Source organism: Micromonospora sp. SH-82 (assembly GCF_051132485.1).
Taxonomy (GTDB): domain Bacteria; phylum Actinomycetota; class Actinomycetes; order Mycobacteriales; family Micromonosporaceae; genus Micromonospora.
This window is the reverse complement of record NZ_CP148049.1, coordinates 4,046,641-4,061,169: the sequence shown is the minus strand read 5'-3', so window position 1 is coordinate 4,061,169 and position 14,529 is coordinate 4,046,641. Positions and strand designations below refer to the sequence as shown.

Below are 14,529 nucleotides of genomic sequence, written 5' to 3'. Positions count from 1 at the left end.
AAGGAGCCTCACCCGTGCCCGACCCCCGATCAGATCTGCTGCTCCCCGCCGACCCCGGCCTCCGTACGCTGGCCCGGCGGCTGCACGCGCTCGCGGCCGAGCAGCCGATCATCTCCCCGCACGGCCACGTCGACCCGGCCCTGCTGGCCGAGGACCAGCCGTTCCCGGACCCGGCTCAGCTGCTCATCGTCCCCGACCACTACCTCACCCGGATGCTGCTCAGCCAGGGCGTGCCCCCGTCGCGCCTCGGCGTGCCGACCGTGGACGGCAGCCCGGTGGAGACCGACGGCCGGACGATCTGGCGACTCTTCGCCCAGCACTGGCACCTGTTCCGGGGCACCCCCTCCCGGCTGTGGCTGGAGCAGACCTTCCGGGACGTCTTCGGGGTGCACACCCCGCTCTCCCCGGCCACCGCCGACGAGGTGTACGACGCCCTCGCCGCCCGCCTGGGTGAGCCGGAGTTCCGCCCCCGGGCGCTGTTCGAGCGCTTCGGCATCGAGGTGCTGGCCACCACCGAGTCGCCCCTCGACGACCTGGGCCGGCACGCCAAGCTCGCCGCCGACGGCTGGGGCGGGCCGGGCGGACGGGTGATCACCACCTTCCGGCCGGACAACGTGGTCGACATGGAGTTCGACGGGTGGGCTGCCAACGTGGACCGGCTCGCCGAGGTCTCCGGCGAGGACACCGGCACGTACCAGGGGTACCTGCTGGCGCTGCGCCGACGCCGGGAGGCGTTCGTGGCCGCCGGGGCCACCTCCTCCGACCACGGCCACCCGACCGCCCGTACGCTGGCCCTGAGCGAGGCCGAGGCGACGCAGCTGTACGACAGGGGTCGCCGGGGCGAGGCCGACGCCGCCGACGCCGAGGCGTTCCGGGCGCACATGCTCGTGGAGTTCGCCCGGATGTCGCTCGACGACGGGCTGGTGATGCAGCTGCACCCCGGTTCGGTCCGTAACCACAACCGTTGGCTGTACGCCCGCCACGGCCGGGACGTCGGCGGGGACATCCCGCAGGCCACCGAGTACCTGCACGCGCTCACCCCGCTGCTGGACGCCCACGGCAACGACCCCCGGCTCCGGGTGGTGGTCTACACCCTCGACGAGTACACCTTCACCCGGGAACTCGCTCCCCTGGCCGGCGGGTACGCCGCGCTCTACCTCGGCGCGCCCTGGTGGTTCCTGGACTCCCCGGAGGTGCTGCGCCGGTTCCGGGAGTCGGTCACCGAGACCGCCGGGTTCTACAACACCGCCGGGTTCGTCGACGACACCCGCGCGTTCTGCTCCATCCCGGTCCGCCACGACGTGGCCCGCCGCGTCGACGCGGGGTTCCTCGCCCGGCTCGTCGCCGAGCACCGTCTCGGCGAGGACGAGGCGGCCGAGACCATCGTCGACCTGGCGTACCGGCTGCCCCGGAAGGTCTTCAAGATCGGAGAGTCCCCCCTGTGACCGTCACCATCACCTCCGTCGACGTCCACGACGTCCGGTTCCCCACCGCGGCGGCCGGCGACGGCTCCGACGCCATCAACAAGGGCGACTACTCGGCGACCTACGTGGAGCTGACCACCGACGCCGGGCCGACCGGGGCCGGATTCACCTTCACCAACGGCCGGGGCAACGAGATCACCTGCGCCGCCGTCGAGGCGCTGGCCCACCATGTCCGGGGCCGCACCGTCGAGGAGATCGCCGCCGAGCCGGTGGCGTTCTGGCGGTCGCTCAGCGCGGACGTGCAGCTGCGCTGGCTGGGCCCGGAGAAGGGGGTCATCCACATGGCCACCGGGGCGATCGTCAACGCCGTGTGGGACCTGCGGGCCAAGTTGGCCGACAAGCCGATGTGGCGGTTCCTCGCCGAGGCCCCCACCCAGGAGCTGGTCGCCAGCATCGACTTCCACCACATCACCGACGCCCTCACCCCCGACGAGGCCGCCGCGATCCTGGACAAGGGCCGTGACGGGCTGGCCGACCGGCTGGCCCTGCTGGAACGCGACGGGTTCCCGTCGTACACCACCTCGGTGGGGTGGCTCGGCTACCCCGACGACAAGGTCCGGGCGTTGACCCGCGAGGCGTACGCCCAGGGGTGGCGGGCGATGAAGATGAAGGTCGGCGGCCCGCTCGACGACGACGTACGCCGGGCCCGGATCATCCGGGACGAGATCGGCCCGGACGCTCTGCTGATGATGGACGCCAACCAGGTGTGGGACGTCGACGAGGCGATCTCGAACATGGCGGCCCTGGCCGAGGCGGACCCGTACTGGATCGAGGAGCCGACGCACGCCGACGACATCCTCGGGCACGCCCGCATCGCCCGCGCGGTCACCGAGCTGACCGGGGGACGGTGCCGGGTGGCCACCGGTGAGGTGGCGGCCAACCGGGTCATCTTCAAGCAGCTGCTCCAGGCCGAGGCGATCGGGGTGATGCAGATCGACGCCTGCCGGGTCGGCGGGGTCAACGAGGTGCTGTCGGAGATCGTGATGGCGGCCAAGTTCGGGGTGCCGATCTGCCCGCACTCCGGCGGCGTCGGGCTCTGCGAGTACGTCCAGCACCTGGCGATCTTCGACTACCTGCGGGTGGGCACCAGCCTGGACGGCCGGATGGTCGAGTACGTCGACCACCTCCACGAGCACTTCGTCGACCCGGTCCGGACCCGGGGCGGGCGGTACCTGGTCCCCACCCGACCCGGTTACAGCACCACGATGAAGCCGGAGTCGATCGCGCAGTACCGGTTCCCGGACGGCCCGGTATGGCGGTGAACGTCGGAGTGTCCCGTCTCGGCCTGGACACGCTGCACCGGGTGCCGGAGGAGAGCCGACCGCTGGTCCGTCCGGGCTCCGTCGGGGTCGGCATCGTCCACCTCGGGCTCGGCGCGTTCCACCGGGCCCACCAGGCGGTCTACACCGAGGAGGCGATCGGGGTCGCCGGTGGGGACTGGGGCATCGTCGGGGTCGCCCCGCGCAGCCGCAGCGTCATCGACCCCCTCGCCGAGCAGGACTGCCTGTTCAGTGTGACCACCCTCTCCGGGGAGGGCAGCACCACCCGGGTGGTCGGGGCGCTGGCCGGGGTACGGCACGCCGCCGGTGACCCGCAGGCGGTGGTGGACCTGCTCGCCGACCCGGCCGTACGGGTGGTCACCCTGACCGTGACCGAGAAGGCGTACCAACTCGACCCGGTGACCGGGAGGCTGCGGGCCGACCCGGAGGTCGCCGCCGACCTGTCCACCGACCGGCCACCCCGGACCGTCCCGGGGCTGCTCCTGCGCGGGCTGGCCGCCCGGGCGAAGGCCGACGCCGGTCCGGTGGCACTGGTCAGCTGCGACAACCTGCCGGCCAACGGGGCCCGGTTGCGGGGCCTCGTGGAGCAGGCGCTGCGGCAGGCCCGGATGCCCGACGACGTCCTGGACTGGGTGTCGACGGGTGTCACCTTCCCCGGCACGATGGTCGACCGGATCGTGCCGGCGAGCACCCCGGAGACCCTGGCCACCGCGCAGCGGACCCTCGGGGTCGGGGACCTGGCGGCGGTCTGCGCCGAGCCGTACCGCCAGTGGGTGGTCGAGGACGACTTCCCCGGCGGAAGACCGGCCTGGGAGCGGGCCGGGGCGGTGCTCACCACCGACGCCGGGGCGTGGGAACGGTTGAAGCTGCGGTCCCTCAACGGGGTGCACTCGGCCATCGCCTACCTCGGTGCGCTGGCCGGGTACGCCACCATCGCCGACGCGCTGGCGATGCCGCACCTGACGACGGTGCTGCGGCGGCTGGTCGCCGAGGAGATCGCGGTCAGCTTCACCCCGCCGGACGGGGTCTCGGTCGCCGGGTACGGCGACGAGGTGCTCTCCCGGTTCGCCAACCCGGCGATCCGGCACCGGACGCTCCAGGTCGCCATGGACGGCTCGCAGAAGCTGCCGCAGCGGATCCTGCACACGGTGGTGGACCTGCGGGCCGCAGGCCGGTCGGCGCGGTTGACGGCGCTGGTCGTGGCGGCCTGGCTGCGGTTCGCCGCCGGTCAGGCCGACGACGGTACGGCCCTGCCGCTGGACGACCCGCTCGCCGACCGGATCCGGGCCGCCCTGGGCGGGGCCGGCACGCCTGCGGCCACCGTGGACGCGGTGTTCGCCCTCGACGAGGTCTTCCCGGCCGAGGTGGCCGCCGACGACGAGTTCCGGGCCGACGTCACCGACTGGCTGACCGCCCTGGGCCGGCACGGCGTCGCCGCGACAGTGGCGGGTACGACGTGACGGTCCGGGTGGCGTTGGTCGGGGCGAACGGGCACGGCCGGTGGCACCGGCGGGTCGTGGCCGGGTTGCAGGCCGAGGGCCGGGTCCGGTTGGTGGGCCTGGTGGACCTGCACCCGATCGAGGACGAGCCGGACGCCGCGGTGCCCGACGACGCCCTGACCACCACCGACCACCGGGAGATGCTGGACCGGGTGCGCCCGGACGTGGTGGTGGTCTGCACCCCGCCGCACACCCATCTGCCGATCGCCCTGGACGTGCTGGCCACCGGCGCCGACCTGCTGTTGGAGAAGCCCCCGGTGCTCTCGCTGGCCGAGCACCGGGTGCTGGCCGAGGCGGTCCGGCGGTCCGGCCGGGCCTGCCAGGTGGGGTTCCAGGCGCTGGGGTCGGCCGCCCTGGCCGAGCTGACCGAGGCGGTGGCCGGTGGCCGGGTGGGTACCGTCACCGGCGTCGCCACGGTGGCCTGCTGGCAGCGTTCCGACGGCTACTACGCCCGGGCCCCGTGGGCCGGGCGGCGCACCCTGGACGGGCGACCGGTGCTCGACGGCGCCCTGGCCAATCCTCTCGCCCACGCGGTGATGCAGTGCCTGGCGGTGGCCGAGGCGGTCACCGGGAGCCCGGTCGTCCCGGCCCGGATCGAGGTGGAGCGTTACCGGGTCCGCCCGATCGAGGTGGACGACACCGCCACCCTCCGGGTGGTGCCGACCGTCGGTCCGCCGATCGTGGCGGCGGTGACGTTGGCCGGGGAGGACCTCGTCCGGGGCGAGGTGATCGTCACCGGGACCGCCGGGCGGGCGGTCCTGGAGTACCCGACCGACCAGTTGCTGCTGCCCGGCGACCCGGCCCCGCGCACCGTGCCGGGTCGGCGGGGACTGCTGGAGAACCTGCTCGACCACCGCGCCGACCCCCGGGTCCCGCTGATCGCCCCGCTGGCGCGGACCGCCCCGTTCACCACGGTGCTGGAGGTGGTCACCGCCGCCCCGGAGCCGACCCTCGTCGACGGGGGACGGCTGGTCGTCACCGGGGTCGACGCCGAACGGGTGGTGACCATCCGGGGGGTCAACGCGGTGTTGCGGGCGGCGGCCGAGGGCGGGCGGCTGTTGTCGGAGCTGTCGGTGCCGTGGGCGGGCACCCCGCACGTGGTGCGCCTGGACCAGGGAGAGGAGGAGCACCCGCCCGGTTGATCCCCGACCACCACCCCTCGTCCGTCTCGGCTCGGAGAGTGCCCATGCGTCGAACCATCACCAGCGCGGCAGTGGCCGCCGTCCTTCTCCTGTCCGTTTCCGCACCGGCTGCGGCCGCCCGACCGCAGGCCGCCGACGGCACCCCGGACGCGGCCACCGCCGCCCTGCGGGCCACCGCCCCGGCAGAACGGGGTCTGCCCCTCGCCGCCCGGCTCGTCGGCCGTCAGGCCCTCGCCGCCACCGACGGCTGGGCAGCCGCCGGACCGGGCACCACCGGCGGTTCGACCGCCGCATCCGATCAGGTGCACGTGGTCCGTAGCCGGGCCGACCTCGTCGCCGCCCTGGGGGGTGACAACGCCACCAACCGCACCAACGACACCCCGAAGCTGATCTACGTCGACGGGGTTGTCGACGGATTCGAGGGCCCCGACGGGACGCTGCTCGACTGCGCCGACCTGGCCGACCCGGGGTACACCCTCGCCGGGTACCTGGCCGCGTACGATCCGGCGGTGTGGGGGCGGGTGGCACCCAGCGGCCCCCTGGAGGCGGCCCGGGTCCGATCGGTGACCAACCAGACGAGGCACACCCAGATCAACGTCGGCCCGAACACCACCATCGTCGGCCTGCGGGGGGCGACCCTCACCGGGCTCACCCTGATGATCGACTCGGCTGACAACGTCATCGTCCGCAACGTCACCTTCGACGACGCCCGGGACTGCTTCCCCGCCTGGTCCCCGAACGACGGCGAGGCCGGCAACTGGAACTCCCAGTACGACCAGGTCTCGGTGCGCCGTAGCGAGAACGTGTGGATCGACCGGAACACCTTCACCGACGGCGACAACCCCGACAGCGGTCAGCCGATCCACTTCGGACGGCCGTATCAGGTGCACGACGGGTCGCTCGACATCACCCACACCGCCAGCCTGGTGACCGCCTCGTACAACCGGTTCGTCGGTCGGGACAAGGTCATGCTGATCGGCTCGTCGAACACTGTCGGCCCGGACGTCGGCCGGTTGAACGTGACGTTGCACCACAACGTCTTCGACGGGGTGTTCCAGCGGCTGCCCCGGGTCCGGTTCGGACAGGTCGACCTCTACAACAACCACTACCGGCTCTCCGGTGACGGTTTCGAGTACGCGATCGGCGTCGGCGTGCAGTCGGCGGTGTACGCGCAGGACAACTACTTCGTCCTCGGCGCCGGGATCACCGCCGCCGACCTGCTCTACGACTGGGGCGGTACCGCCGTCACCACCCGGGGCAACTGGGTCCGGGAGAGCGGCTCCCTGCCCCGGCCGGTGGACCTGGTGGGGGCGTACAACGATCGCAACGACCCGGACCTGAACCCGGACGCCGGGTGGACTCCGACGCTGCGCGCCGGGCCGGTCCTGCCCGCCCCGCTGGTGGCGTTGACCGTTCCGGCGCTGGCCGGGGCGGACAGGCTGCCGTTCTGAACCACCGACCACGCCTACGACGCGTCGTCGCCGTGACGGTGGGGGTGCGTGGCGCACCGGGGGCCGGGCGACGCGCCGGGACACCCGGGACGGTGCGTTCCCGGGTGGGGCGGTACGTCGCGGCGCCGGTCGCCACCGCACCGATGCGGGACGGTGCGGTCCCGCCGTCGGTGCGTGGGTCAGTCCGCGCGGGCGGCGGCCAGGCAGGTCAACGCCTGGTGCCGCTCGTCGAAGGTGAGGAAGACACCGGCCAGCCGCATGGTGTGCAGCACCGTCAGCACGAAACGCGACGGGGCGACCAGGCAGAGCGTGAGGCCGTGCTGGCGGGCGTCGTTGTGCGCCCGGACCAGGATGCCGAGCCCGGTGGAGTCGATCAGCTCGACGTGGGACAGGTCGAGGACGATCGGCGCGCCGATCGTGACCGCCTCGGCCAGCGCCCGACGCAGCGGCTCGGCCACCGCCAGGTCGATGTCGCCGCTGGGGCGGACCATCACCGCGTCGGGCAGCCGGTCGATCGTCACGTGCCAGGCGTCCCGGGCGGTGGTGCCGGGCTCGGGCGGCGCGAGACCGGAGGGTACGTCGAGCGGCCCGGTGGGGCAGCGCGGGCACCGGTGCGGCCCGATGGCGAACGCCGAGCCGCTCCACGCGTGCTCGGCGATCACCGGCCAGACCAGGTCGGGCTCCCGCAGTTGACTGGTGAACTCGGTCCGGGTGTCACCGCAGCCGTCACAGATGAGCTGCACGGTGCCCGGCCGCAGGCCGGGGACGACGGTCATCTGGCACCTCCCGTGATGCCTGGCGTCCACCGGCAGGGGTGGACTGTCGATGCCGGGCGGGAGCGGTCCGCGTCGGTACCGCCCCCGACGAACACGTGTCGCGCAGCACCGTCGGTCGACGTCAACCGTGGCGCTCCGCGGGGGAACCCGCCGCCCCGGGGTCCGCGACCGCGCGCGTCCCGGCCCTCGGTGGGGCCGCGACGACGTGCAGGACCTGGTCCACCCGGGCGACGTGGAACAGTCGGCGCAGCCGTGGGGACGGGCCACGCAGGATCAGCCGACCGCTGAGCGACCACATCCGCCGGTGCGCGTCGAGGAGCAGGGAGATCCCGGCCGCGTCGACGTGGGCACAGTCGGTCAGGTCGATGACCAGTCGGGCCGGTCGGAGGGCGAGCACCCGGTCGAGCACGGCGCCGAGTTCGTCGACCGTGACCCGGTCCAGTGGCTCGGTGAGCGCCACCTCCACCAACTCGGTCGCGGGAGGCTGGGCCGGACGGAGGGCGCTGGTCTCCACCCTGCCGTTCATCGCCACCTCCCACGTTGGACTCCCTCGTCGGCTGCGCCGAGCTTGCGGCAGGCATGTGGCAACGGTCACGCGACAATGTGACGGTTCCATGACAACCACCCCATTCGTACGGTACGGGGGTGGATTTGGCCTGGCCATCGGCAACTTGGATGATGGCCTGCATGACCGGAGTGCTGGTGATCGAGGACGATGACCGGATCCGCCTGTCGTTGGTCCTCGCCCTGGAGGACGAGGGGTACGAGGCACGGGGGGTCGCCACCGCCGAGGAGGGGCTCGTGGAACAGCGCAGCCGCCCGGCGGACACCGTGCTCGTCGACCTGATGCTGCCCGGTGTGGACGGGTTCGAGTGCATCCGGCAGCTGCGCCGACACGACGGGGTGCCGATCGTCGTGGTCAGCGCCCGTGACGACACCCACGACATCGTCGCCGCGTTGGAGGCCGGAGCCGACGACTACCTGGTCAAACCGGTGGCGATCAAGGAGCTGTCGGCAAGGCTGCGGGCGCTGCGCCGCCGGGGCCGGACCCTCGACCCGGAGGTCACCATGACCACCCTGGTCTTCGGCGCGTTGGAGATCGTCCCCGACGGTGGGGAGGTACGGCTGCACGGGGAGCCGGTGGCCCTGACCCGTACCGAGTTCCGGCTGCTCTGCGAACTGGCCCAGCATCCGGGGCGGATCCTGTCCCGCCAGCAGCTGCTGCAACGGGTCTGGGACCACACCGTCGGCGACGAGCGGCTGGTCGACGTCCACGTGGGGCGGCTGCGGCAGAAGATCGAGCACGACACGGCCCGACCCCGGTACCTGCTGACCGTCCGGGGTCTCGGCTACAAGTTGCAGCGATGAGCCGGGGCGCCGTGGTCCGTCGGGCGGCGATGCGCCGGGCCGGACTGCGTACCCGGGTGACCGCCGGTTTCACCGCCGGGGCGCTGGCCTTGTCGACGGCGATCGCGCTGGTCAGCTACCAGGTGACCCGGAGTTCGCTGCTGGCCGAGCGGGAGCGGACGGCGGTGCGGGCGGCGTACCTGGACGCGACGATGGTCCAGGCGGGTCTCGCGGCCGACCGGCCGGACATCCTGGAGATCCTCCGGTCCCTGGACACCGGGGGGAACCGGCGGGCGATGCTGCACCTCGACGGCGAGTGGTACGCCCGCAACCTGGACGCCGGGATCACCGACTCGATCCCGGGGGCGTTGCAGGAACTCGCCCAGTCCGGTCAACCGGTGGTGCAGCGGGTCCGGGCCGGTGGGCAGCCGGCTCTGGTCGTCGGGGTCCCCCTCGCCCCCGGCACCACCTTCTACGAGGTGGACTCCCTCGTCGAGTTGCAGAACACGCTGCGGGTGTTGGCGATCGTGCTGACCCTGGTGGCGCTGAGCACCGCCGTCGCCGCCGCCTCGCTGGGTCGGCACGCCACCGGGTACGTGCTGCGACCACTGCGGCGCGTCACCGACGCCGCCCAGGAGATCACCGACGGTAACCTGACGGCTCGGCTCGACCCGACCGACGAGCCGGACCTGGCCCGGCTCACCACCAGCTTCAACGACATGGTCGACCAGCTCTCCGCCCGGATGCAGCGGGACCGGCGCTTCGCCGCCGACGTCAGTCACGAGCTGCGTTCGCCGTTGCAGACCCTGGAGGCGGCGGCGAGTGTCCTGGCCCGCCGCCGGGACCGGCTCGACCAGCGGACGGCGGTCGCGGTGGACCTGGTCAACGCCGAGGTGGCCCGGTTCCAGGCGCTGGTCAACGACCTGATCGAGCTGGCCCGCAGTGACCAGCCGGCGGAACGCTCCCCGGTGGACATGGTGGACCTGGCCCGGCAGGTGTGCCGGACCCACCAGGTCTCCCCGGACCTGGTGGTCGCCGAGGAGGGTGCCGCACGGGTCTGGGAGGTGGACCGGCGCCGGGTCACCCAACTGCTGTCCAACCTGGTGGAGAACGCCCTGCGGCACGGCGGCGGGCCGTGTGAGGTCCGGGTCGGCAGCGAACCGGACGGGCACCTGCTGACGGTCGAGGACGAGGGGCCGGGCATCCGAGCGGAGGACCGCGAGGTGATCTTCGACAGGTTCGTCCGGGGCCGGGCCGCCCACGTCCGGGGCGCCGGCGACGGCACCGGCCTGGGACTGGCACTCGTCGCTCAGCACGCCGCCGCCCACGGCGGCCGGGTCGACGTCACCGACCGGCCCGGCGGCGGGGCCCGGTTCCGGATCCACCTGCCGGCGGGCCCGCAGTGAGCGCCCCCGGCGGTGTCGACCGCCCGCGCCAGGCACCTCGCCGCCGAGGCGGTCGGTTCGTCCCGCAGCGCCGAGTCCGATTGGTGGCGGTCGTCCTCTGCGCGGTCGCCGGGTGCGGGGTCTCCGCCGAGGACAGCCCTCGGGCCATCGAACCGCCGGGCGGCCCGCATCCGGTGGTGACCACCCCGGCGGTCGAGCCGTCCGGTCAGCTCACCGTGGCGCTCTGCTTCGTCCGCGACGACGCGCTGGTCCGGGTGGACCGGCGGGTGACTGCCGCGGCGACACCGGACGAGCAGCTACGGCTGTTGGAGGCCGGTCCGACGAGCACCGACCGGGAGGCCGGTCTGACCACCGCGCTGGTCGGGGTGAGTCGGATCACCGGGGTACGGGTGACCGGCCGGGAGGCGCTGGTGGACGTGTCGAACGGGCAGGTCGGCACCGGGCGTACCGACGAGATGCTCGCCTTCGGGCAGATCGTCTGCACCCTCACCGCCCGGACCGACGTGGACCTGGTGTCGTTCCTGCACGACAGCCGCCGACTGGGGGTGCCCCGGGCCGACGGGTCCCTGTCGACCGGGCCGCTGACCGTCTCGGACTATCCGGTGCAGCGGTGAGTACGCCGACGTCGGTTGGCCGACGGGTCCCCCCGGGCCGGGGGAAGATCCGCTATAAGTGACGCATGGACTTACCGCCGTATCTGGCCTCCATGCCGATGCACGCGATCACCGAGATCCACGGTGAGCCCGGCCTGCGGGCGAGGTTCGGGTTGGAGGTCGAGGCGTTCGACGCGGCGGACCGTCGGCGGCTGACCGAGGCGTTGGATCTCGCGGCCGACCTGCACCGCGACGACCGGCGGGTCCGCGAGCCGTACCTGAACCACCTGTTGCGGGTGAGCATCCGGCTGATGCACCACTACCAGGTCCGCGACGTCGACGTGATCGTCGCCGGGCTGCTGCACGACGCGGTGGAGGACCATCCGGCGGAGCTGGCGGGTGACCACCGGGTCTGTCCCGACCCGGCGGCCGAGGGCACCGGGTCGGCCGCCGTGGGGGCCGGTGGTGACGCGGGGGTTCCGGCCGATCCCCTGGTCGCCGCCGAGGCCCAGGCCCGCGCCGCCGCCCTGGAGGTGTTGGCCGGGCGGTTCGGGGCCCGGGTCGCCCGGCTGGTCGCGGCGGTGACCAACCCGTTGTACGACCCGGACCGCGACCGCGACAGCCAGTACCGCGAGCACGTCGCGACGAGCCTGGACGACGAACCGTGGGCGCGGGTGATCAAGGTGTCCGACTTCACCGACAACGGGGTCGGGGTGATCCACGCGGTGGGTCCCCGGGTCGCCGGGTGGGCGGCGAAGTACCGCCCGCTGGTGCCGATCCTGCGGGAACTGGTGGCCCGGCCGGACACCCCGCTCTCCGCCCCGGTCAAGCAGCACATCTTCGACCAGCTCGACCTGGCCGAGGAGCGGTTCAGCGCGATCCTCGACCAGCCCGTACGCCCGCGTTGACTCAGGTGTGCAGGTCCCGACGGCGGTAGCCGACCAGACCGGCCCCGACCAGCAGGACCGCGAGCACTGTCAGCGCCACCAGGGGCGTTGCCGTCACGTCCACGGCGGGGGCCGCCGGCACGTGGGTGAACGGGGACAGGTCGAGCACCGGCTGCGGCAGGTCCAGCACCGCCCCGAGCTGCCCGATCAGCAGGAACACCAGCAGCGCCGACCAGGACAGCGGGACCGACCAGCGGGGGGCCAGTCCGACCAGGGCCAGGACCACCCCGACCAGGACCAGCAGGGCGGGCAACCGGACCAGTGCGGCACCCGTCACCTCCAGGGTCCGACCCGCGACGTCACCGGCGGCCAGACCGTACCCGAATCCGGTGCCGGCCCCGGCGACCAGCATCAGCGCGGTGACGCCGAGCACCGTGGCGAGCAGGTGCCCGCCGAGCCAGGTACGCCTGTCGACGGAGGTGGCCAGGACCGCCTCCAGGATGCCGTCGGTCTCCTCGGTGCGGACCCGCAGCAGCGCCTGCACCACGTACGCGCCGACGACCAGCGCGAAGATCCCCACCATCGCCGACAGGTACGCGTCGACCAGGGCCGGACCGCCACCGAAGCGGGTGACCAGCTCGGCGGCGGCGTCGTTGTCCGCCACCATGGCGTCGATCTCGTCGCCGACCACTCCCATCGCGACCGCCAGCAGGGCGACCCCCACCGTCCAGCCGATCAGGGTGCCGCGTTGCAGACGCCAGGCCAGCCCGAACGGGCTGAGCATCCGGGGTGACGCCGACGCCGGACCGGGCCGGGCGGCGAACAGCCCGGCACCGAGGTCCCGCCGGTCGGTGAGCCGGTACGCGAGGGCGACCGCCACCAGCAGCAACCCCAGCGGGAGCAGCAGCGTCCACCAGCGGACGTCCCCGTAGGGGCGGACCTGGGTGCCCCAGCCCAGCGGGGACAGCCAGGACGGCCAGGCGCTGGTCAGCTGCATCCCGTCGGCGCTCACCCGGCCGAGGACGTCCCCGGCGGCCCGCAGCACGAAGGCCACCCCGAGGGCCGCTGCGGCGAGGGCGTTGGCCCCCCGGGAGGCGTCGGTGAACTGCGCGGTCACCGCCGCGACGGCGGCGAAGCAGACCCCGACCCCGCCGACGGCCGCCGCGGCGGCGACCGACCCGGCCACCGGCAGACCGGCGGCCACGAGCGCCCCGGCGGTCAACGCCGCGGTCAGCAGGTTCGCCCCGAGGACGACGAGCAGGGCGGCGGTGAGCAGCGCGTACCGGCCGAGGACGGCGGAGCCGAGCAGTTCGGCCCGGCCGGTCTCCTCGTTCTGTCGGGTGTGCCGGACGACGGCGAAGGAGCTGAGCAGGGCGGCCAGGATCGACAGGGTCAGGAAGGACTCGGCTGTCACCACCGCGCCGACCCCGGTGCCGTGGACGGGGCCGTTGAACGCGCGGGCCACCACACTGGCGGTGGCGGTGGCGGCGTACCCGATCCGTTCCCGCTCCCCGGGGTAGAGACCGGCGACGCTGGCGGCCAGGCCACCGGCGAGCATCGGGGTGCCCAGGATCCAGAGAGGAAGCTTGACCCGGTCGCGGCGGACCGCCAGCCGGACCAGACGGCCGGTGCCGGTCAGGGCGCTCATCGTCCCTCCCGGCCCGTCGTCGCCGCCTCGACCGGGGTACGGGGGGCCGCCGGGTCGGGGCCGGGTCCGCCGTAGTGGCGCAGGAACAGCTCCTCCAGGGTCGGCGGGGTGCTGGTCAGCGACCGGACCCCGAAGGGCAGCAGGTGGGCGAGAAGGTCGGCGAGGTGCTGCGGCTCGACCTCGAGGTGGGCGTGGTGGTCGCCGACCTGGACCGGGTGCGTGCCGGTCAGCCGGTCCAGCCCGGTCACCGGGCGGTCGGTCTCGACGGTCACCGAGGTACGGGTCAGGTGTCGCAGCTCGGCGAGGGTGCCGGACTCGACGGTGCGGCCCTCCCTGATGATGCTCACCCGCTCGCAGAGCGCCTCCACCTCGGCCAGGATGTGGCTGGAGAGCAGGACGGTTCCGCCGTCGCGACTGAACCTCTGGACCTCGTCCCGGAACACCGACTCCATCAGCGGGTCGAGCCCGCTGGTCGGCTCGTCGAGCACCAGCAGCTCCACGTCGCAGGCGAAGGCGGCGACGATGGCCACCTTCTGCCGGTTGCCCTTGGAGTAGGTCCGGCACCTCTTGGTGGGGTCCAGTGCGAACCGGTCCAGCAGGTGGTCGCGGCGGCTGCGGTCCAGGCCGCCGCGGAGCGCGCCGAACAGGTCGATCGCCTCACCGCCGGTGAGGTTCGGCCACAGGTTCACGTCGCCGGGTACGTAGGCCAACCGGCGGTGCAGGGTCACCGCGTCCCGCCACGGGTCGCCGTCGAGCAGGCGTACGGTGCCGGTGTCGTGGCGCAGGAGCCCGAGCAGGACCCGGATGGTGGTGGACTTGCCGGCGCCGTTGGGGCCGAGGAACCCGTGCACCTCCCCCGCCTCGACCTGTAGGTCGAGCCCGTCGAGGGCCCGGGTGGCACCGAAGGTCTTCACCAGACCGCTTACTGAGATCACACTCATGGAAACTCCCCGTCGTCGTGCGGCGGACCCCACCACCGTACTGACCGCCGGTCAGACAATTCAAGTCGACACCGA

At 73.4% G+C, this 14,529-nt stretch carries 13 protein-coding genes; 9 read left to right on the top strand and 4 right to left on the bottom strand.

Translation table 11 applies throughout. The features are described 5' to 3' along the window. Positions 1 to 14: 14 nt before the first annotated feature. The 5 genes from uxaC to WHN02_RS18040 are packed head-to-tail and all read left to right on the top strand — an operon-like array spanning position 15 to position 6,856. Positions 15 to 1,445, top strand: a complete 1,431-nt coding sequence (uxaC, locus tag WHN02_RS18060; protein WP_434739907.1) for a glucuronate isomerase — start codon at positions 15 to 17, stop codon at positions 1,443 to 1,445. Next, the gene (locus WHN02_RS18055) at positions 1,442 to 2,746 is read left to right on the top strand and encodes an enolase C-terminal domain-like protein (protein WP_434739906.1); all 1,305 of its coding nucleotides are present in this window, start codon (positions 1,442 to 1,444) and stop codon (positions 2,744 to 2,746) included. Before uxaC ends, WHN02_RS18055 begins: the two co-directional genes overlap by 4 nt. Then, the gene (locus WHN02_RS18050) at positions 2,737 to 4,224 is read left to right on the top strand and encodes a mannitol dehydrogenase family protein (RefSeq protein WP_434739905.1); all 1,488 of its coding nucleotides are present in this window, start codon (positions 2,737 to 2,739) and stop codon (positions 4,222 to 4,224) included. The genes WHN02_RS18055 and WHN02_RS18050 overlap by 10 nt, the downstream gene beginning before the upstream one ends. Then, the gene (locus WHN02_RS18045; protein WP_434739904.1) at positions 4,221 to 5,405 is read left to right on the top strand and encodes a Gfo/Idh/MocA family protein; all 1,185 of its coding nucleotides are present in this window, start codon (positions 4,221 to 4,223) and stop codon (positions 5,403 to 5,405) included. Before WHN02_RS18050 ends, WHN02_RS18045 begins: the two co-directional genes overlap by 4 nt. 44 nt (positions 5,406 to 5,449) lie before the next feature. Next, a complete protein-coding gene (locus WHN02_RS18040) occupies positions 5,450 to 6,856 on the top strand; it encodes a pectate lyase family protein (protein WP_434739903.1) in 1,407 nt (468 codons plus the stop codon). A gap of 179 nt (positions 6,857 to 7,035) precedes the next feature. On the opposite strand, the gene WHN02_RS18035 is transcribed toward WHN02_RS18040, so the two are convergent. Beyond that, complete coding sequence (locus tag WHN02_RS18035; protein WP_434739902.1) at positions 7,036 to 7,632, bottom strand: STAS domain-containing protein; 597 nt, start codon at positions 7,630 to 7,632, stop codon at positions 7,036 to 7,038. 121 nt (positions 7,633 to 7,753) lie between these two features. Further along, positions 7,754 to 8,158, bottom strand: a complete 405-nt coding sequence (locus tag WHN02_RS18030; protein ID WP_434739901.1) for an STAS domain-containing protein — start codon at positions 8,156 to 8,158, stop codon at positions 7,754 to 7,756. Positions 8,159 to 8,319: 161 nt separating this feature from the next. Here WHN02_RS18030 and WHN02_RS18025 point away from each other — a divergent pair, with 161 nt between their 5' ends. The 4 genes from WHN02_RS18025 to WHN02_RS18010 all read left to right on the top strand — a co-directional run bounded on the left by WHN02_RS18025 (position 8,320) and on the right by WHN02_RS18010 (position 11,886). After that, entirely contained in the window at positions 8,320 to 9,000 is a 681-nt protein-coding gene (locus tag WHN02_RS18025) for a response regulator transcription factor (protein WP_434739900.1), read from the top strand. A gap of 29 nt (positions 9,001 to 9,029) precedes the next feature. Further along, on the top strand, positions 9,030 to 10,385 hold the full coding sequence (locus tag WHN02_RS18020) for a sensor histidine kinase (protein WP_434743992.1): 1,356 nt from the start codon (positions 9,030 to 9,032) through the stop codon (positions 10,383 to 10,385). Between the two features lie 83 nt (positions 10,386 to 10,468). Continuing rightward, positions 10,469 to 10,999, top strand: coding sequence for a GerMN domain-containing protein (locus tag WHN02_RS18015; protein ID WP_434739899.1), 531 nt, complete (start codon positions 10,469 to 10,471; stop codon positions 10,997 to 10,999). 65 nt (positions 11,000 to 11,064) lie between these two features. Beyond that, positions 11,065 to 11,886 carry an HD domain-containing protein gene (locus WHN02_RS18010; protein ID WP_434739898.1) on the top strand — a complete coding sequence of 274 codons (822 nt, stop codon included), beginning with the start codon at positions 11,065 to 11,067 and terminating at the stop codon, positions 11,884 to 11,886. Position 11,887: 1 nt separating this feature from the next. Here the strand turns inward: WHN02_RS18010 and WHN02_RS18005 are convergent, their stop codons facing one another. Then, positions 11,888 to 13,513: an ABC transporter permease gene (locus tag WHN02_RS18005; RefSeq protein ID WP_434739897.1), complete on the bottom strand. Its 1,626-nt coding sequence runs from the start codon at positions 13,511 to 13,513 to the stop codon at positions 11,888 to 11,890. Then, on the bottom strand, positions 13,510 to 14,454 hold the full coding sequence (locus WHN02_RS18000) for an ABC transporter ATP-binding protein (protein WP_434739896.1): 945 nt from the start codon (positions 14,452 to 14,454) through the stop codon (positions 13,510 to 13,512). Before WHN02_RS18000 ends, WHN02_RS18005 begins: the two co-directional genes overlap by 4 nt. Positions 14,455 to 14,529: the final 75 nt, after the last annotated feature.

Coding starts and splice junctions, on each gene's coding strand:
- WHN02_RS18050 (WP_434739905.1), top strand. CDS start 2,737: ATGGCGGTGAACGTCGGAGTGTCCCGTCTCGGCCTGGACACGCTGCAC.
- WHN02_RS18040 (WP_434739903.1), top strand. CDS start 5,450: ATGCGTCGAACCATCACCAGCGCGGCAGTGGCCGCCGTCCTTCTCCTG.
- WHN02_RS18035 (WP_434739902.1), bottom strand. CDS start 7,632: ATGACCGTCGTCCCCGGCCTGCGGCCGGGCACCGTGCAGCTCATCTGT.
- WHN02_RS18030 (WP_434739901.1), bottom strand. CDS start 8,158: ATGAACGGCAGGGTGGAGACCAGCGCCCTCCGTCCGGCCCAGCCTCCC.
- WHN02_RS18025 (WP_434739900.1), top strand. CDS start 8,320: ATGACCGGAGTGCTGGTGATCGAGGACGATGACCGGATCCGCCTGTCG.
- WHN02_RS18020 (WP_434743992.1), top strand. CDS start 9,030: ATGCGCCGGGCCGGACTGCGTACCCGGGTGACCGCCGGTTTCACCGCC.
- WHN02_RS18010 (WP_434739898.1), top strand. CDS start 11,065: ATGGACTTACCGCCGTATCTGGCCTCCATGCCGATGCACGCGATCACC.
- WHN02_RS18005 (WP_434739897.1), bottom strand. CDS start 13,513: ATGAGCGCCCTGACCGGCACCGGCCGTCTGGTCCGGCTGGCGGTCCGC.
- WHN02_RS18000 (WP_434739896.1), bottom strand. CDS start 14,454: ATGAGTGTGATCTCAGTAAGCGGTCTGGTGAAGACCTTCGGTGCCACC.